Genomic DNA, 19437 nt, shown 5'->3' with positions numbered 1-19437 from the left:
TCACCCTCCGGCACCGCCTCCAGCCTGCCGCCAGCACGCAACGCCGCCGACCAGGCCCGCGCCGACACCCTGACTCGCCTGGGGCTGGCGGCCGAGGCGCCGGGCACGCCGCCGCTGATGGAAGTCGATGACCTCAAGGTCGACTTCCAGCTCCCGGATGGCGCGGTACCCGCCGTCAAGGGCGTCAGCTTCACCCTCAACAAGGGCGAGACGCTGGCGCTGGTCGGCGAGTCCGGCTCCGGCAAGTCGGTGACCTCGACCGCCATCCTGCGCCTGCTGCCGGAACTCGCCGAGATCAAGGGCGCCATCCGCCTGCGCGGCGAAGACCTGCTGAGTGCCTCGACGCGGCGCATGCGCGAGCTGCGCGGCAACCGTATCGCCACCGTCTTCCAGGAGCCGATGACCTCGCTCAACCCGCTGCATCGCATCGGACGACAGATCATCGAGGTACTGGCACTGCATCGTGACCTCAAGGGCCGCGCGGCCCGTCACAAGGCGCTGGAACTGCTCGAGCAGGTCGGCATTCCGGAGCCGGCGCGACGTATCGACAGCTATCCCCACGAGCTGTCCGGTGGCCAGCGTCAGCGCGTGATGATCGCCATCGCGCTGGCCTGCGAGCCGGACCTGCTGATCGCCGATGAGCCGACCACCGCGCTGGACATCACGGTGCAGGCGCAGATCCTGCGGCTGCTCAAGTCGCTGCAGCAACGCTACGGCATGGCGATCCTGTTCATTACCCACGACCTGAGCATCGTGCGCCACTTCGCGGACCGCGTCTGCGTGATGCGCCACGGCGAGCTGCTGGAGACCGGCACCACCCACGAGGTCTTCGACAACCCGCAGCACGCCTACACCCGCATGCTGATCGATGCCGAACCGGCCGGCGAGAAAGCACCGGTGGCCGCGGATGCACCGGTACTGCTGTCGGCACGCGATGTGCGCGTCAGCTTCACCATCAAGCGTCCGCTGTTCGGCCCCAAGGTCGCCTTCGAGGCGGTGCGCGGCATCGATCTCGAGGTCCGTCGTGGCCAGACCATCGGCATCGTCGGCGAGTCCGGCTCCGGCAAGTCCACGCTGGGTCGTGCCCTGCTGCGTCTGCTCAAGAGCCAGGGCAACATCGACTTCGATGGCGTGGACATCGCCGCGCTGGACAAGTCCGGCATGCGACCGCTGCGCTCGCGCATGCAAGTTGTCTTCCAGGACCCCTTCGGCTCCCTGTCGCCGCGCCTGACCGTGGGCGAGATCATCAGCGAAGGCCTGCGCGTGCATCATCCAGAGCTCAATCGCGCCCAACGCGACGCACAGGTCTGTGAGGCACTCTGTGAGGTCAGCCTCGACCCCGGCATGCGCAATCGCTATCCGCATGAATTCTCCGGCGGCCAGCGCCAGCGTATCGCCATCGCTCGCGCCCTGGTGCTCAAGCCGGAATTCCTGTTGCTGGATGAGCCGACCTCGGCGCTGGATCGCTCGGTACAGGTCACGGTGATCGACCTGCTGCGCGACCTGCAGGCGCGTCATGGCCTGACGTACCTGTTCATCAGCCATGACCTGGCGGTCGTGCGTGCACTGTCAGACCACCTCATCGTGATGAAGGAAGGCGAGGTGGTGGAAAGCGGCAGTACCCACGCCATCTTCGAGGCGCCCCGTGAGCGTTACACCCGTGAATTGATGCAGGCTGCCTTCGCCCCGGACCTGGGCCAGGCGCACCACTGACACCCTGAACACGACGACATGCCTGATGGGCGCTTCGGCGCCCATCAAGACCCCGCTTTGCCTGAGAAAAGGCTCAGGCAAGGACAGCCGAGTCGGTCACGCGAATCGACATTGGCTGCCAACCGGGTGCGTGCACCCGACCGAGGCCGGAGCAGGATGCTCCGGCATTCCCCACACCGATGGAAAGACATGCACAGGATGACGATGCAACCTACAACAACAGCCAGCATCCCCCTTCTCACTCACCCTCGTCTGCGTCACGCGATTGGCGCAGCCCTGCTCGGCACGGGACTGCTGAGCATGAGCCCCATGGCTCAGGCCATCGAGGTCTACAAGACGGATACCGACCGCGTCGAGTTCAGTGGCCGCCTGGCGGCGTTTGCCGTGATCCAGGATGGCGCACACGATGAGATCTACAACGGTGGCTCGCGGATTCGCCTGATCCACGAGCATCAGTTCCAGCAAGGCTGGAGCTCGATCATCCGGGCCGAATGGGGCTTCGACCCCTGGTTCAAGGATGGCACCAATGCTCACTACAAGCGCATGCTCTACGCTGGGGCGGCACACGAGAAATGGGGCAGCTTCACGGTCGGCAAGCAGTATGGCCCCTGGTACGACATGGTGGCCGTCAACACCGACTGGTTCTGGATCAATGGTGGCGAGGCGTCCGGTACCTTCGAAGGCCGCAGCGGAGATGGTGGTCTGCATGGCACGGGACGCCCGGACAACTCGCTGTACTGGAAGAAGGGTTTCGGAGAGTTCACCGTCGGCCTGCTCTACCAGCTCAGTCATGATGGCCAGCACAGCAACGAGACCTCGCTCTTCGAGGACGGCGTCTTCACCACCGAGACCGAGTACTCAGGCTATGAGCGCGACTACAGCTATGAAGCCGCGCTCAACTGGCATCCGAACGAGGACGTCACGGTGGGCGGGGTCTTCCACCATACGGAGCTGAGCGACTACGAGAGCGGCAACAGCGAGAACGGCGATGTCGATGCCTGGTTGCTCGGCGGTCACTGGTCGCCGGGCAACTGGTACATCGCGCTCGTCGGCGGGGAATATCGCAACCATATCGCCGGCAGCACCCTGGACTCCTCGGAAGCCTTCGTCGACAAGGCGCGCGGCGCGGAATTCGTGGTCAATTACAAGTTCAAGGAGGTCATCTGGGGCGATGACAGCGTCGAGCTCTATGGCGGCCTGAACCACCTGGAAGACACCGACAGCGAAGCCCGCTACGCCTATCAGATCCTGGGCGCGGCCTGGCGGGTCAAGGACCTGACGCTGGCCACCGAGTACCGCTTCGACAACAGCCGCCAGTCAGACGGCAGCGAGTACAGTGCTGACCGGGACCAGCTGATGTTCCTGGCACGCTACGACTTCTGATCGTCATGTCAGACGCTGGTGACGGACCGCCGATGCTCGCGCTGAGGCGATGGTCCCGCCCCTGCCGGATGGCCTCCGGCAGGGGCAACAAAAAACGCCCGGTCATATGACCGGGCGTTTCTGTATTGGTTGTCCTGAGATCCGCTCAGCGTTTCAGCTGCTTACGTACTCAGAAGCGATAGGTCGCGCCGAGACCGAAGCCATGCGCTTCATTCTCGTAATCAGCTTCATAGGTCCCACGGTTGGGCTCGCTCAGGCTGACGGTGGCCGTCTCTTCCCACAGGTAGGTGTAGGCCATGTCGATGGTCAGCTCCGGCATCGGCGTCCAGCCGGCCCCCAGCGAGAAGATGGTGCGATCCCCGGACGGGATACGCGCGCTGCGATGCTCATCCACGGTCGGGCTGTCATCGAAGGCCATGCCGGTACGCAGCACCCACTGCGGATTGAGCTGATAGCTCAGACCGACCGCATACTGCCAGCTGTCCTCGTAGCCCTGCTCCTCGACGATGTCGTTCATGTTGTCGACTTCCACCGCGATCTCGTCGAAGCGGCTCCAGTGCACCCAGGTCACGCCCGCCATCAGCGTCCAGCGATCATCCAGCTTGTGCGTCACGGAGAAGTCGATGCTTTCCGGCAAGGTCACGTCCAGCGACGCATCCTGCTCGGTATTCGCGAAGCCCGTGCCAGTGAAGACATTGTTGTACTTGGCCTCGCCTTCCAGGCTGTAGTCGACCTTGGAGCGATAGGACAGACCGAGACGGGTACTTTCCACTGGCTGGAAGATGACCCCGACGTTGTAGCCCCAGGCGGCATCGTCGCCCTTGATCTTGACCTTGCCATCCCCTGCGCCGACATCGACAGTATTCGACGTCAGCTCACCCTTGATGCTGTTGTAGGTCACACCGGCGCCGATGGCCCACTTGTCATTGATGCGGTAGGAGATGGTTGGCTGGGCGGTGACCACCTCGACTTCACTGTAATTGGCGAAATAACGGCCACGGAAATCAGAGCCATAATCGGTGATCACACCAAAGGGCGCATAGACCCCGAAGCCCAGCGCGACCTGATCGTTCATCGGTTGCACGTAATAGAAGGAAGGCACTGCCGCCCCCGGCACCATGTCGCCGTCATCTCCGCCAGAGACTGGCCGACCGAGTGCATCATTCGCGCTGGCGACATCAATATCGGTATTGACGTCCAGATAGGTCACCCCACCGGTGATCTGGGCGCGATCCAGGAAGGACATGCCAGCCGGGTTGCCGAAGACGGTGGAAGCATCGTTGGCATTCGAGGCGCGCCCGGCGAAGGACGTCCCCTGAGTGCTGACGCTCTGCTCGTTGAGCTGGAAGGCCCCCGCGTGAACGCCACCGGCATAAGCCGTGGCAGCCGCTGCCAGCGCGACCCCGAGGGTGAGTTTGTTCATCTTGTTTTTCATTATGGATGGCGTCCCATTGCAGGTGGCTTGGAGAGCTGCATGTTGTTGTTATCGTTCGTTGATGCATAGCCCTGACACCTACGTTTTGGGCGAGTCGCCCGTTCAAGTCAAGGGCGAACGTTTGTTTGAATAGGGAGATTTCTAGTATTTGGGGAACTTTCATTCATGTCTGCACTGTCATCGTGTTGCTAACCCCATGTCCTGGCGATCATTTAGCGTCTGTTCGCCAGCGTTTAAAACATGGCGGGGCTCTCGCCTTCCTCTCTAGCCTATTGGTCGAACATCAGGTTTTTCGTATGTAGTGGGTCGCTTGACCTATGTCCTGCACATAGGTCTTACACTGAGGATCATTCACGGAACATTGGCTGCCGATAGACCTTCAGGGCAGCCGAATGCTCTCTCCGCCACTCTTGATCACGAGGAGATGATGCAATGAAAGTCGCTGAACTGGCCCGCGAAGGAAACGTCACCGCCGAAACCGTTCGCCATTACACCCGCCAGGGCCTGATCACGGCCCGGCGCGATCCCGTCAACAACTACCAGCGCTTCGATGAGCAGGCGCTGGTACGTCTCAAGTTCATCAGTCAGGCACGCCAGTTGGGCTTCAGCCTTGCCGATATCAAGCAGATTCTGCAGCAGGCTGACCAGCATGACTCCCCCTGCCCCATGGTGAGAGACCTGCTCAAGGAACATCTGCCCCGAGTGCGTGAGCGCATCCGCGAGCTGGAAGCCCTGGCAGAGCGCATGGAGCATGCCATGGAGAGCTGGCAGGACATGCCGGACGGCGTGCCGGATGGCAACAGCGTGTGCTGCCTGATCGAGGGGCAATCGTTCCCGCCCCCCTCAGAAGAGAACGGAACGTACACTCCTGACACCGGGAGGACCTCATGAGCCACGACCCCATTGCCACGATCAGCGTGATGAACACTGACGGCATCAGCTGCCAGGGGTGTGTCACCAGGATTCGCAAGGCCTTGCTGGCACAGGATGATCAGGCAGAACTGGTCGGCGCTCCCCAGGCCCAGCTGCTGCTGGTACACACGAGGCTGGGTGAGGAAGGAGTGGCGAAGGTGGCGCAGGACAGCGGCTATCCGCTCACCCTGGCAGCACCGGCCACCCCTGCGAACCTCGAGATCAACGTCTACGGCATGCACTGCCAGAAATGCGTCGCCAAGCTGCGCAATGCCATTCAGCACTGGGATTCGTCCGCGACCGTCAGCGGTACGCCGGCAGACAACGTCCTGCAGGTCTCCAGCTGGCTGCCGGAAGCCTTGCTTGAACGTCTTGTCGTCGAGGCGGGCTATGCATTGGAACCTCCTGCCGAGGGCGACACATCAGCGGATCTCACTGAGTCCGACGACACCACGGAGGATCACGCATCGGCAGCAGAACCCTCTCCGGCCAGCCCGACGGATAGCGGAAGTCTTGAGCTCTCGCTGTCCGGCATTACCTGCGCCAGCTGTGTCGCCACTATCCAGAAGACACTGGATGGCCTGGATGGCGTGGAACATGCTGAGGTCAACTTCGCTTCGCGCACGGCACAGGTCAAAAGCCAGCTTGCGACCACCGAGATCATCGCGGCCATCGAAGACGTGGGATATGGGGCCAGCGTGGTGAAAGACCCGGGCGCCAATGACGCGCAACAGCAGGAAGAGGCTGACCAGGAATATCGCTCTCGCATCCGTGACAGCGTGCTGTCACTTGGCATCGGTATCCCGCTGATGATCAGCATGTTCTTCCATCATCCCGGCTTCGAAGGTCTCGAACGTGGAGTGTGGCTGGCCATCGGGGTCGCGGTGCTGGGTGTGCTCGCCACCGCAGGACGCAGCTTCTTCACCAGCGCCTGGAAGGCCTTCACCCATCATCAGGCCAACATGGACACGCTGGTGGCACTCGGTACCGGAGCGGCATGGCTCTATTCCATGGGCGTGCTGATCTTCCCCGAGACGGTGCCTCAGGCGGCTCGTGGCCTCTACTTCGAAGCCTCGACCATGATCATCGGCCTGATCAGTCTTGGTCAGGCACTGGAGGTCAGAGCCCGCGGGCGTACACAGAAAGCACTGCGCGCGCTGCTGGATCTGCAGACCCGTACCGCTCGGGTCATTCGCGAGGGCGAAGAGCGCGAGATCGATGTCAACGACGTACGCAGCGGTGACCACGTGCGCATTCGCCCCGGTGAGCGCATCCCGGTGGATGGCAAGGTGATCGAAGGACAGAGCCACATCGATGAATCGATGTTGAGCGGTGAGCCACTGGCTGTCTCACGTGGTGTCGGCGATGACGTGGCTGCCGGCACGCTCAACACGCGTGGCAGTCTGGTCTTCGAGGTCGAGCGCATTGGCAGCGAGACACGCCTGGGCCGCATCATCAGTCAGGTGCGTCAGGCGCAGAACTCGCGCCCCCCGATCGGACGGCTGGCCGATACCATCTCCGGCGTATTCGTGCCCAGCGTGATGATCATCGCCATTGTCGCGGCGCTTCTCTGGTTCAACGTCGGGCCCGCCCCGACTGGCGTGCATATGCTGGTGGTCGCGACGGCGGTTCTCGTCATCGCCTGCCCCTGTGCACTGGGTCTGGCGACGCCGATCTCGACCATGATCGGGGTCGGCAAGGCAGCGGAACATGGCGTGCTGGTGCGCAGCGGTGAGGCACTGCAGACCGCCAGTCGCTTGACCGCACTCGTGGTCGACAAGACCGGTACCCTGACGCGCGGCAAGCCGGAAGTCACTGAAACGCATCGGGTCTCGGGGGAAAGCGAGCAGGAGGTGCTGGATGCCGCCCATGCCCTGGAGCGGGGCTCCGAGCACCCCCTGGCCACCGCGCTGCTGGCACATATCGAAGCACAGCGTCCCGAGGCCTCGCGCAGCAAGGCCTTCAATGACTACCAGACCATCAGCGGGCGCGGCATTCAGGCTCAGGACGATGCAGGCCGCACCTGGCGCATGGGCAACGCTGCCATGCTGGAGGATGCAGGTATCAGCCTTGCACCGCTGAGTGAGCAGATCACGTCGCTGGAAGACAATGCCCGCACCGTGATCCTGATGGCACGTGACAATGCATTGATCGCCGTCTTCGGGCTGGCCGACCCGCTGCGTGACGATAGCCGCGACGCCATCGCTCGCCTGCATGCCGTTGGCCTCAAGGTGATCATGCTGACCGGTGACAATCATCACACGGCCGCTGCCGTGGCCCGTGAGACCGGGATCGATGACTATCGTGCCGGCGTCTCACCGGATGACAAGCACGATGAGATCGCCCGCCTCCAACAGGAAGGCCATGTGGTGGGAATGGTCGGCGACGGCATCAATGATGCGCCGGCGCTGGCGCTGGCCGATGTCGGCTTCGCGATGGGTGAAGGTACTGATGTCGCCATCGAGACGGCCGGCATCACGCTGATGCAGCCCTCCCTGGCAGGGGTCGCGGACGCGATCGCAATCAGCCAGGCCACGCTGCGCAACATCAAGCAGAACCTGGTGGGTGCCTTCGGCTACAACCTGATCGGCATTCCGATTGCGGCAGGCATTCTCTATCCCTTCACCGGCATGCTGTTGTCGCCGGTGATCGCCGGGCTGGCCATGTCACTGTCTTCCGTGACGGTCGTGACGAACGCCAACCGCCTGCGGGGGTTCACTCCCCCGGGGGCAGCTCGGTCACGTACGGACAGCACAGGAAATTCTTCCACCATGCCACAAGGAGAGTCAGCATGATCTGCATACTCGTCAATTTGATAGGGCTTGGCCTGATCGCTGCCATCGTCTGGTGGTTCTGGCTGGCCAGGTCATGAACCACGGCTCTGCCACCGATCCGTAGCATCTTCATTTGATCAGTGAAGGCAACTCAAGACGCCCTGCCACGCACTGTGTGGCAGGGCGTCTTCGCGTCAGCCTCTAGCGGGTCCGATGTCCGCCAAGACCCTGCCGCTCTTCCGGGACAGCGCCATGTAACAGCGACAGTTGCCCCGTAAGTCGGGACGCTCTCGCGCCGCCAGAGGGTGTGGACAACTTGTCTTCCTGGTTGGCGCCCACCTGTCCACAACCGCTCTCCCCGCGGTTCTGCATAACGTTGCGTCACTACCTCGACGAAGCGCCCTCCCGCTTTACCGTACTCTGCCCACCTCGATACCCCAACGCAGACCGCCCCTGCAGCTGGGCTGCAGGGGCGGTTTGGTACAAGTGCCTGACGAGCCTTGCATGACGGTCGTGGGGCGGCCACCCGCGATTCTTACAGGGAGAAACACCGTCCAGGCAGAGCTATCTCCTATCTCGCCCTTCTCACTCGCCCTTCTCACGCAGCGCGTGTACCTCTCCGAGCACGACTTTTTCCGCGCACAAAGAGAACCGCCCCTGCAGCTGGGCTGCAGGGGCGGTTCAGTATAAGTGCCTGACGAGGATCGGGGCGGCCATCCGCTACTCTTACAGGGAGAAACGCTACCCTAGGGACGCGTGACCTTTTCTCATCGCGTGTTCCCAGCACGCCCGGCTCAGCACTCTTTACTCAGCGCAGCTTTTGTCTCGCACATGACTCTTGCCGAGCATCACTTTTTCCTACGCACAAAGAGAACCGCCCCTGCAGCTGAGCTGCAGGGGCGGTTCGGGATAAGTGCCTGACGATGACCTACTCTCACATGGAGAAACTCCACACTACCATCGGCGCTAAGCGGTTTCACTTCCGAGTTCGGCATGGGATCGGGTGGTTCACGCTCGCTATGGTCGTCAGGCGAAACGGTGGCACCTTGCGGTGCCTGAGCCCCGAGGCTTGTGGCCTCGCGACTCGCAATATGAATCATGCTGACCGATATGTCGTCGATCCTGTCGCAATCCCGGCGGTTTGCCTAAGCAAACCCCTTGGGTGTTATATGGTCAAGCCTCACGGGCAATTAGTACTGGTTAGCTCAACACATTGCTGTGCTTCCACACCCAGCCTATCAACCTTGTAGTCTTCAAGGGCCCTTCAGGAGGCGCAAGGCCTCAGGGAAGTCTCATCTTGAAGGGGGCTTCCCGCTTAGATGCTTTCAGCGGTTATCCCGTCCGAACGTAGCTACCGGGCAATGCCATTGGCATGACAACCCGAACACCAGAGGTTCGTCCACTCCGGTCCTCTCGTACTAGGAGCAGCTCTTCTCAAACTTCCGACGCCCACGGCAGATAGGGACCGAACTGTCTCACGACGTTCTAAACCCAGCTCGCGTACCACTTTAAATGGCGAACAGCCATACCCTTGGGACCGACTTCAGCCCCAGGATGTGATGAGCCGACATCGAGGTGCCAAACACCGCCGTCGATGTGAACTCTTGGGCGGTATCAGCCTGTTATCCCCGGAGTACCTTTTATCCGTTGAGCGATGGCCCTTCCATACAGAACCACCGGATCACTAGAACCTACTTTCGTACCTGCTCGACGTGTCTGTCTCGCAGTCAAGCACCCTTATGCTCTTGCACTCAATGCACGATTTCCAACCGTGCTGAGGGTACCTTCGTGCTCCTCCGTTACTCTTTAGGAGGAGACCGCCCCAGTCAAACTACCCACCATACACTGTCCTCGATCCGGATAACGGACCTGAGTTAGAACGCCAATGATGTCAGGCTGGTATTTCAAGGTTGGCTCCACCGCATCTGGCGACGTGGTTTCAAAGCCTCCCAGCTATCCTACACAGACAACATCAGCATCCAGTGTAAAGCTATAGTAAAGGTTCACGGGGTCTTTCCGTCTAGCCGCGGGTACACAGCATCTTCACTGCGATTTCAATTTCACTGAGTCTCGGGTGGAGACAGCGTGGCCATCATTACGCCATTCGTGCAGGTCGGAACTTACCCGACAAGGAATTTCGCTACCTTAGGACCGTTATAGTTACGGCCGCCGTTTACCGGGGCTTCGATCAAGAGCTTCGGACGAATCCTAACCCCATCAATTAACCTTCCGGCACCGGGCAGGCGTCACACCCTATACGTCCGCTTGCGCGTTTGCAGAGTGCTGTGTTTTTAATAAACAGTTGCAGCCACCTGGTATCTTCGACCGGTAGGAGCTTACGGAGCAAGTCCTTCACTCGAACCGGTGCACCTTCTCCCGAAGTTACGGTGCCATTTTGCCTAGTTCCTTCACCCGAGTTCTCTCAAGCGCCTTGGTATTCTCTACCTGACCACCTGTGTCGGTTTGGGGTACGGTCGCATGTGATCTGAAGCTTAGAGGCTTTTCCTGGAAGCGTGGCATCGATGACTTCCTGACCGTGGTCAGTTCGTCTCGCATCTCGACCTCAGAGGAACCGGATTTGCCTGATTCCTCGGCCTACATGCTTTCACCAGGACAACCAACGCCTGGCTCACCTAGCCTTCTTCGTCCCCCCATCGCAACCACATCCGGTACGGGAATATTAACCCGTTTCCCATCGACTACGCGTTTCCGCCTCGCCTTAGGGGCCGACTCACTCTGCTCCGATTAACGTAGAACAGAAAACCTTGGTCTTCCGGCGGGGGAGTTTTTCACTCCCCTTATCGTTACTCATGTCAGCATTCGCACTCGTGATACCTCCAGCAGACTTCTCAATCTACCTTCATTGGCTTACACGACGCTCCTCTACCGCTCATCCATAAGGATGAACCCGTAGCTTCGGTACCTGATTTAGCCCCGTTATATCTTCCGCGCAGGCCGACTCGACTAGTGAGCTATTACGCTTTCTTTAAAGGATGGCTGCTTCTAAGCCAACCTCCTAGCTGTCTGAGCCTTCCCACATCGTTTCCCACTTAATCAGGATTTTGGGACCTTAGCTGACGGTCTGGGTTGTTTCCCTTTTCACAACGGACGTTAGCACCCGCTGTGTGTCTCCCACGCTGCACTCACTGGTATTCGGAGTTTGCCTCGGGTTGGTAAGTCGGGATGACCCCCTAGCCGAAACAGTGCTCTACCCCCAGCGGTGATACGTGAGGCGCTACCTAAATAGCTTTCGAGGAGAACCAGCTATCTCCGGGCTTGATTAGCCTTTCACTCCGATCCACAGCTCATCCCAGCATTTTTCAACATACTTGGGTTCGGGCCTCCAATTGATGTTACTCAATCTTCACCCTGGCCATGGATAGATCGCCCGGTTTCGGGTCTATACCCTGCGACTGGTCGCCCAGTTAAGACTCGCTTTCGCTACGCCTCCCCTATACGGTTAAGCTCGCCACAGAATATAAGTCGCTGACCCATTATACAAAAGGTACGCGGTCACACCACGAAGGTGCTCCCACTGCTTGTACGCATACGGTTTCAGGATCTATTTCACTCCCCTCGCCGGGGTTCTTTTCGCCTTTCCCTCACGGTACTGGTTCACTATCGGTCAGCCAGGAGTATTTAGCCTTGGAGGATGGTCCCCCCATGTTCAGTCAAGGTTTCTCGTGCCCCGACCTACTCGATTTCACGATACTCAGACTTCGACTACGGGACTATCACCCTGTATCGTCAAGCTTCCCAGCTTGTTCGTCTGTCAGTTGTATCGCTTAAGGGCTGGTCCCCGTTCGCTCGCCGCTACTTGGGGAATCTCGGTTGATTTCTTTTCCTCCGGGTACTTAGATGTTTCAGTTCCCCGGGTTTGCCTCTATAGGTTATGTATTGGCCTATAGATACTCACCTGATGGTGAGTGGGTTTCCCCATTCGGAAATCGTTGGGTCGCAGGGTATTTGCCACCTCGCCAACGCTTATCGCAGGCTATCACGTCCTTCATCGCCTCTGGCTGCCAAGGCATCCACCGTATGCGCTTAATCGCTTGACCATATAACCCCAAGGGGTCTGTCAAGGATTACGAATCTGTCGGACCTCTCCGACATATCGTTTGATGGAGATGTGCTTGGCGCACATTCCATCGTCAGCATGATTCACATTGTTAAAGAGCGGCTGTTCAGAGAACAGTGAGAAGCGCGCTCTGTCGAGCACGCTTGCCACTGCTGGCTAAGCCAGCAATAAGATCAGGTAATTCGTTGTGAGCACTTGCCGCGAGCAGTAGACAGTGTCGATAAGGAGGTGATCCAGCCCCAGGTTCCCCTAGGGCTACCTTGTTACGACTTCACCCCAGTCATGAACCACACCGTGGTGATCGCCCTCCCGAAGGTTAGGCTAACCACTTCTGGTGCAGTCCACTCCCATGGTGTGACGGGCGGTGTGTACAAGGCCCGGGAACGTATTCACCGTGGCATTCTGATCCACGATTACTAGCGATTCCGACTTCATGGAGTCGAGTTGCAGACTCCAATCCGGACTGAGGCAAGCTTTATGGGATTGGCTCCACGTCGCCGTATTGCAACCCTTTGTACTTGCCATTGTAGCACGTGTGTAGCCCTACCCGTAAGGGCCATGATGACTTGACGTCGTCCCCACCTTCCTCCGGTTTGTCACCGGCAGTCTCCTTAGAGTTCCCGACATTACTCGCTGGCAAATAAGGATAGGGGTTGCGCTCGTTACGGGACTTAACCCAACATTTCACAACACGAGCTGACGACAGCCATGCAGCACCTGTCTCAGAGTTCCCGAAGGCACCAATCCATCTCTGGAAAGTCCTCTGGATGTCAAGGGTAGGTAAGGTTCTTCGCGTTGCATCGAATTAAACCACATGCTCCACCGCTTGTGCGGGCCCCCGTCAATTCATTTGAGTTTTAACCTTGCGGCCGTACTCCCCAGGCGGTCAACTTATTGCGTTAGCTGCGCCACTAAGTCCTCAAGGGACCCAACGGCTAGTTGACATCGTTTACGGCGTGGACTACCAGGGTATCTAATCCTGTTTGCTACCCACGCTTTCGCACCTCAGTGTCAGTGTCAGTCCAGAAGGCCGCCTTCGCCACTGGTATTCCTCCCGATCTCTACGCATTTCACCGCTACACCGGGAATTCTACCTTCCTCTCCTGCACTCTAGCCAAGCAGTTCCAGATGCCGTTCCCAGGTTGAGCCCGGGGCTTTCACACCTGGCTGACTTAGCCACCTACGCGCGCTTTACGCCCAGTAATTCCGATTAACGCTTGCACCCTCCGTATTACCGCGGCTGCTGGCACGGAGTTAGCCGGTGCTTCTTCTGCGAGTGATGTCTTTCCTCGGGAGTATTAATCCCGAAGCGTTCTTCCTCGCTGAAAGTGCTTTACAACCCGAAGGCCTTCTTCACACACGCGGCATGGCTGGATCAGGCTTTCGCCCATTGTCCAATATTCCCCACTGCTGCCTCCCGTAGGAGTCTGGGCCGTGTCTCAGTCCCAGTGTGGCTGATCATCCTCTCAGACCAGCTACGGATCGTCGCCTTGGTGAGCCGTTACCTCACCAACAAGCTAATCCGACATGGGCTCATCCGATAGCGCAAGGTCCGAAGATCCCCTGCTTTCTCCCGTAGGACGTATGCGGTATTAGCCTGAGTTTCCCCAGGTTGTCCCCCACTATCGGGCAGATTCCCATGCATTACTCACCCGTCCGCCGCTCGACGCCTTCTAGCAAGCTAGAATCGTTTCCGCTCGACTTGCATGTGTTAAGCCTGCCGCCAGCGTTCAATCTGAGCCATGATCAAACTCTTCAGTTGAAAGCTTGATAGTCTGTTAAGCAGACCAAACTTGGTTCAGAGTCAAACTTCTCGTGAGAGGCTTGCTCCGATATTTGGTGACCTTGTCACCACTCATCGGCAAGCGCTCACACGAATTACCTGATCAAATTTTTAAAGAGCGTCGCTGTTAAGCGAGGAGGCATATTCTATCCGGAACGCTTGAGAAGTCAAGCACTTGATGATGAGTCAATCGACTGCCTCTAAGCATCATCAAGCGGTGAGGAGCGTTGCTCGATCACCTGTTCCGTAAGGAGTGCGGCGTATTCTAGCGAATCGCCCGGGATTGTCAACTGATGATTTGGAAGCGGACTTCAAAAACATCAAACAAAACAACCACCTGCAAACCTCTTTCACCGCTGGTAACGCCATGCGTCCCCGGCAGCGGATGCGTACTTTACGCACGATCCGGGCTGAGCACAAGGGCTTTCTGGCCAGATACCGCAATTCATTCAAGCACGCTCATGCTGGTACGGCATGCTCCAGCATCAGCTGCAGCGATTCTCTCCCCCGCCAGCGATTGCGCGACAGCTTGTAAGCACACTTCAGAGCGGCCCCCACGCCGAATGCCGGCGATTCCCCCGGCGACAGCGCCCGGAACCAGATCGCCTTGAGGCGTGTACGCCCGAGCGAGAGCTCAAGCGACAGATGTGTGCCATCGGCACCTACTGGTCGCAGACTCTCGACCAGGAAACTGCCCTCGAAGAGAGGCGCCTCGAACTCACGCCCGAAGGGCGCCAGACGCTCGAGTTCATCCAGGGTCTCCAGGCTCAACTGCCCTTCTGCCAGTTCACCATCACTGAGAATCAAGGGGTTGAGCGCCCTTTCACCCAATTGCTCCGCGGCCGCCTGTTGCAGAGCACGAGTGAAGGTATCCTTCTCCGCCAGGGGCAAGCCCACCCCTGCCGCACCTCTGTGCCCACCGAAACGCGGCAGACACTGCGGTGCCAGGTCATGCGCTCGCTGCAACGCATCCCGCAGATGCAATCCTTCGATGGAGCGCCCGGACCCGGTCAACATGCCGGGCACCGCGGCTGGTGTCAGCACGACGGTCGGACGCCCGAACTGCTGCACGAGACGTGAAGCGACAATGCCCTGCACTCCCGGGTGTCCATCTTCCAGATGCACCACGATCACCTGATGCCCTTCCCGCAACGAGGCGAGCGCCAAGGCGCGCGCCGACTCCACCATCTCGGCTTCGATCGCCTTGCGCGACTGATTGTCCTGATCGAGCACCTCCAGCGCGCGCTGAGCAGCCTCATCTCCACGCGCCAGCATGAAATGCAGTGCGGCGTAAGGATCATCCAGTCGTGAGCGGGCATTGATGCGCGGCCCCATCTGGAAGGCCAGCGTCTCGGCATCGAAGGGCACGCTATCGGCCCCGAGCCGCTCTGCCATGGCTCGCCAGCAGGGCTCCTGCATGCGATTGATCAACGTCAGACCCAGATTGACCACCGCACGATTGATCGCACTGCCCCCCAGTGACACACAGTCCGCCACCGTCCCCAGCGCCACATATGACAGCCATGGCGACAACTTGGGTGCATCCCCCGGCAATCTGCCTTGCTCGATCAGCACATTGCGCGTCAATGACATGGTCAACCAGGCCACCATGCAACCGGCGATGGTCGCATCCGGATAGGCACAATCGTCACGTGTCGGATTGACGGTCGCGTAGGCGGAAGCCGGCGGCCCTTCCTGAGGCAGCGCATGGTGATCCGTCACCACGACCTCTATCCCCGCTTCCTTGAGCAGCGCCAGGCGCGCCTCATCACTGGAACCACAATCCGCGGTGACGATCAGGCTCGGGCGCGGCGACAATGTCATGATGCGCTCGACCAGCGGCAGACTGATGCCGTAACCATCGTGGATGCGATGACCGATCAGACTGTGCACCCGGTCGTAGGGCACATCGAACAGCTCCGTCAGCGTGCGCAGCATCACCACATGCGAGGTGATGCCGTCCACGTCATAGTCCGTGAGGATGCCGATATGCTCACCCTCGGCGACAGCACGCGCGATGCGCTCTGCCGCCCGCCGGCCATCCGCCAGCCGCTCGGGATGCTCGATATGCCGGAGCGCCGGCGTGACCAGCGCCTCCAGCGGCGCCTTGCAGCTCTCCAGCGTCAACCGCCCTGCCAGTACTCGTGCCTGCAGTTCGCTGAGCCCCGTCGCGATCCCCTGCTGGTAGAGGCGCTCATCTCTGACGCGAGGCTGGATGACCCGCGCGATGCTGGCCGCCAGCGTACGCTCATCAGGGCGCGATGCGGTGCCTTGTGCCAAGGAGGGTGACAAGGAGGGAGTGACAGACATGAAGAACTCCTGACAAACGACATGGCCGTCATTTCGACAGCGGACTGCGAAAATGACGGCCATGAAAGAAGGACGACGACTCAGCCCCGGAGGCCTGAGCCGTCGTTGATGCGATCACCCGCGGCGATTCTCGCGCACGAAGTCCTGCACGGCGGCCAGTTCGGCCGGCAGCACGCTGTAGCGCTCTTCGCGCTCCAGCAGGTCATGCAGATGTGGCGGCAGATCGACACCCGCGAAACCAGCACGCGCCACCGCTTCGGCGAACTTGGCCGGATGCGCCGTCGCCAGCGTGATCATCGGCGTCGCGGTATCCGTCCGGCAGACTTCTGCCGCGCGATAGCCTGTCGCCGTATGCGGATCGAGGATCTCGCCGGTGCGCTGATGCGCTTCACGGATGACTTCGAGAATCGTCTCGTCGTCGACACTGTGGCTGGAGAACAGCTCACGCAGCCTGGCCAGCGGGGCATCTGCCAGCGCCGCCGGTTCGCGCGAGAAGTGCTCGAGCAGTTCACGGATCGCCTGACCATCACGGCCATAGGCTTCGAACAGCAGACGCTCGAAGTTGGAGGACACCACGATATCCATTGACGGTGCCAGCGTCGCCTTCAGCTCCTGACGCGAGAAGTCGTTGGAGGAGATGGTGCGATGCAGGATGTCGTTGGCGTTGGTGGCGATCACCAGCTGACGTACCGGCAGCCCCATGCGCGAGGCCAGATAGCCGGCAAAGATGTTGCCGAAGTTGGCCGACGGCACCGTGAAGCTGACCTGACGCGCCGGAGCGCCCAGCGCCACACCGGCGGCCACGTAGTAGACGGTCTGAGCCATGATGCGCGCCCAGTTGATCGAGTTGACCGCGACCAGACGCGTGCCATCCAGGAAATCCTGGTCGGCGAAGCTGGCCTTCACCATCGCCTGGGCATCGTCGAAGTTGCCTTCGATGGCGACGTTGAAGACGTTGGGCGCCAGCACGGAGGTCATCTGGCGGCGCTGTACTTCGGAGACGCGGTTGTGCGGATGCAGGATGAAGATATCCACGTGATCGCAGGCACGGCAGCCCTCGATGGCGGCAGAACCGGTATCACCGGAGGTCGCGCCCATGATCACCGCTCGCTCGCCACGCTTGGCGAGGAAGTGATCGAGCAGGCGACCCAGCAGCTGCAGCGCGACATCCTTGAAGGCCAGCGTCGGGCCGTGGAACAGCTCCAGCAGGTAATGGTTGCTGTCGAGCTGATTGAGTGGCACGACCGCATCGTGACTGAAGGTCGCGTAGGTCTCGCGCACGAGTTCACGGAAGGTCTCGTCATCGATGGCACCATCGACGAAGGGCTTCATGACACGGAAGGCGATTTCCGCATAGGACTCACCAGCCATCGCCGTCAGTTCTTCGGCACTGAACTGCGGCAGGGTTTCCGGCACATACAGGCCACCATCGCTGGCAAGCCCCGTGAGGACCACATCTTCAAAACCGAGCGCCGGCGCCTGGCCGCGCGTGGAGATATAACGCATGTCGTGTCTTCCCGTGGCGTTCGCCACCGTTATGATTCTTGCTCTTCCGGCCTGCGCCGGCTGCCCAGCGGTACCGAGCCATCTACCTCGATGACCCGGTACCATTTGCCCGCGATCAGGCGTTGTCGTCGAGATCCTCGACGCGAATGCGCACCACGGAACCGGCGACATCCACCAGCGCTTCCAGCTGGCGAATCGCTTCGTTCATGTGCAGTTCGCGCGCGCGGTGCGTGAGCAGAATGATCGGCACCAGCTCGCCTTCGGTGGCCTCCTTCTGGATGATCGCCTCGATGGAGATACCCTGTTCGGAGAGAATCGACGCGACACGCGCCAGGACCCCCGGACGATCCACCGCATGCAGACGCAGGTAGCAGGCCGTCTCGATCTCTTCCATCGGCAGGATCGGCAGGGTGTCACCGTGCTGATTGATTTCAGCGAAGGCCAGATACGGCACGCGGTAGCGGTGGTCGGTGGCGATATCGCGCGCCACATCGAGCAGATCCGCCACGACGGCAGAGGCCGTCGGCTCGGCACCGGCGCCGGCACCATAGTAGAGGGTGGGGCCCACTGCATCGCCCATCACCTCGATGGCATTCTTGACGCCATGCACGTTGGCCAGCAGGCGCTCCTTGGGAATCAGCGTCGGATGCACGCGCAGCTCAAGGCCCTTGGCCGTGGCGCGGGTGATCCCCAGGTGCTTGATGATATAGCCCAGGTTGTCGGCCTGCTCGATGTCATCGGCCGTGATGCGCGAGATGCCTTCGGTGTAGGCCTTGTCGAACTGCAGCGGCACGCCGAAGGCGATGGAGGCCAGGATGGTCAGCTTGTGGGCGGCATCGATGCCTTCAACGTCGAAGGTCGGGTCCGCTTCGGCATAGCCCAGCGCCTGCGCCTCGGCCAGCACGTCATCGAAACTGCGGCCTTCATCGCGCATCGCGCTGAGAATGAAGTTGCCGGTGCCGTTGATGATGCCGGCCAGCCACTGGATACGGTTGGCGCCCAGGCCTTCCCGCAGGGACTTGATGACCGGGATGCCACCGGCGACCGCTGCCTCGAAGGCCACCATCACCCCTTTCTCGGCTGCGGCGCGGAAGATCTCGTTGCCGTGCACGGCGATCAGCGCCTTGTTGGCGGTCACGACATGCTTGCCGTTGGCGATCGCTTCCATCACCAACTCATAGGCCACGTCATAGCCACCGATCAGTTCGACCAGCACATCGATCTCGGGGTTGCGCGCGACCTCGAAGATGTCATGCGTGCGGCTGACGCCGGTGATATCGCAGTCAGGGTTGTCACGACGAGCGCCAACCTGTTCGACGATAATCGGGCGTCCAGCACGACGCGCAATCTCATCGGCATTGCGTACCAGCACGTTGAACGTGCCGCCGCCTACGGTACCCAGACCACAGATTCCTACTTTCACCGGTTTCAACGTCGCTTTCCTCTCTTGTTACGGTATCCAGCCTTGGAGGCCGCGCCGGAGCGCCATGGCCTTGCCGACCTGTCGTCGGTCTATTATCCAGACAGCTCGCGTCTGTGTCTT

8 protein-coding genes and 3 rRNA genes are annotated in these 19437 nt (G+C 60.3%); 4 read left to right on the top strand and 7 right to left on the bottom strand.

All coding sequences use genetic code 11. From position 1 onward, the window contains the following. Positions 1 to 117 precede the first annotated feature (117 nt). A complete protein-coding gene (locus tag BFX80_RS01370; protein ID WP_084209573.1) occupies positions 118 to 1713 on the top strand; it encodes an ABC transporter ATP-binding protein in 1596 nt (531 codons plus the stop codon). A gap of 300 nt (positions 1714 to 2013) precedes the next feature. Then, positions 2014 to 3096, top strand: coding sequence for a porin (locus tag BFX80_RS01365; RefSeq protein ID WP_164850244.1), 1083 nt, complete (start codon positions 2014 to 2016; stop codon positions 3094 to 3096). A 169-nt stretch (positions 3097 to 3265) separates the two neighbouring features. Here BFX80_RS01365 and BFX80_RS01360 read toward each other — a convergent pair whose 3' ends face one another. Then, positions 3266 to 4519, bottom strand: coding sequence for an OmpP1/FadL family transporter (locus tag BFX80_RS01360; protein WP_240499638.1), 1254 nt, complete (start codon positions 4517 to 4519; stop codon positions 3266 to 3268). A 444-nt stretch (positions 4520 to 4963) separates the two neighbouring features. Between BFX80_RS01360 and BFX80_RS01355 the strand changes: the two genes are divergently transcribed. After that, complete coding sequence (locus BFX80_RS01355; RefSeq protein WP_077377703.1) at positions 4964 to 5422, top strand: MerR family DNA-binding protein; 459 nt, start codon at positions 4964 to 4966, stop codon at positions 5420 to 5422. After that, positions 5419 to 8238: a heavy metal translocating P-type ATPase gene (locus BFX80_RS01350; protein WP_240499637.1), complete on the top strand. Its 2820-nt coding sequence runs from the start codon at positions 5419 to 5421 to the stop codon at positions 8236 to 8238. The genes BFX80_RS01355 and BFX80_RS01350 overlap by 4 nt, the downstream gene beginning before the upstream one ends. Before the next feature lie 894 nt (positions 8239 to 9132). On the opposite strand, the gene rrf is transcribed toward BFX80_RS01350, so the two are convergent. The 6 genes from rrf to BFX80_RS01320 all read right to left on the bottom strand — a co-directional run bounded on the left by rrf (position 9133) and on the right by BFX80_RS01320 (position 19326). Next, a 5S ribosomal RNA gene (rrf, locus tag BFX80_RS01345) occupies positions 9133 to 9248 on the bottom strand. A gap of 138 nt (positions 9249 to 9386) precedes the next feature. Further along, positions 9387 to 12275, bottom strand: a 23S ribosomal RNA gene (locus tag BFX80_RS01340). Between the two features lie 241 nt (positions 12276 to 12516). Then, positions 12517 to 14057: ribosomal RNA gene (locus BFX80_RS01335) — 16S ribosomal RNA — on the bottom strand. The 16S, 23S and 5S rRNA genes sit together here, the layout of an rRNA operon. A gap of 480 nt (positions 14058 to 14537) precedes the next feature. Beyond that, positions 14538 to 16388 (bottom strand): single-stranded-DNA-specific exonuclease RecJ, encoded by a 1851-nt coding sequence (locus BFX80_RS01330; protein WP_084207792.1) that lies wholly within the window; start codon positions 16386 to 16388, stop codon positions 14538 to 14540. Between the two features lie 114 nt (positions 16389 to 16502). Next, positions 16503 to 17894, bottom strand: coding sequence for a threonine synthase (gene thrC, locus BFX80_RS01325; RefSeq protein ID WP_084207791.1), 1392 nt, complete (start codon positions 17892 to 17894; stop codon positions 16503 to 16505). A gap of 115 nt (positions 17895 to 18009) precedes the next feature. After that, positions 18010 to 19326, bottom strand: a complete 1317-nt coding sequence (locus BFX80_RS01320) for a homoserine dehydrogenase (protein ID WP_077373629.1) — start codon at positions 19324 to 19326, stop codon at positions 18010 to 18012. Positions 19327 to 19437: the final 111 nt, after the last annotated feature.

Source organism: Cobetia marina (genome assembly GCF_001720485.1).
GTDB lineage: Bacteria > Pseudomonadota > Gammaproteobacteria > Pseudomonadales > Halomonadaceae > Cobetia > Cobetia marina.
The sequence above is the reverse complement of the archived record's forward strand: the minus strand, read 5'-3'. Positions and strand labels throughout refer to the sequence as shown.

Coding starts and splice junctions, on each gene's coding strand:
- BFX80_RS01370 (WP_084209573.1), top strand. CDS start 118: ATGGAAGTCGATGACCTCAAGGTCGACTTCCAGCTCCCGGATGGCGCG.
- BFX80_RS01365 (WP_164850244.1), top strand. CDS start 2,014: ATGAGCCCCATGGCTCAGGCCATCGAGGTCTACAAGACGGATACCGAC.
- BFX80_RS01360 (WP_240499638.1), bottom strand. CDS start 4,519: ATGAACAAACTCACCCTCGGGGTCGCGCTGGCAGCGGCTGCCACGGCT.
- BFX80_RS01355 (WP_077377703.1), top strand. CDS start 4,964: ATGAAAGTCGCTGAACTGGCCCGCGAAGGAAACGTCACCGCCGAAACC.
- BFX80_RS01350 (WP_240499637.1), top strand. CDS start 5,419: ATGAGCCACGACCCCATTGCCACGATCAGCGTGATGAACACTGACGGC.
- BFX80_RS01330 (WP_084207792.1), bottom strand. CDS start 16,388: ATGTCTGTCACTCCCTCCTTGTCACCCTCCTTGGCACAAGGCACCGCA.
- thrC (WP_084207791.1), bottom strand. CDS start 17,894: ATGCGTTATATCTCCACGCGCGGCCAGGCGCCGGCGCTCGGTTTTGAA.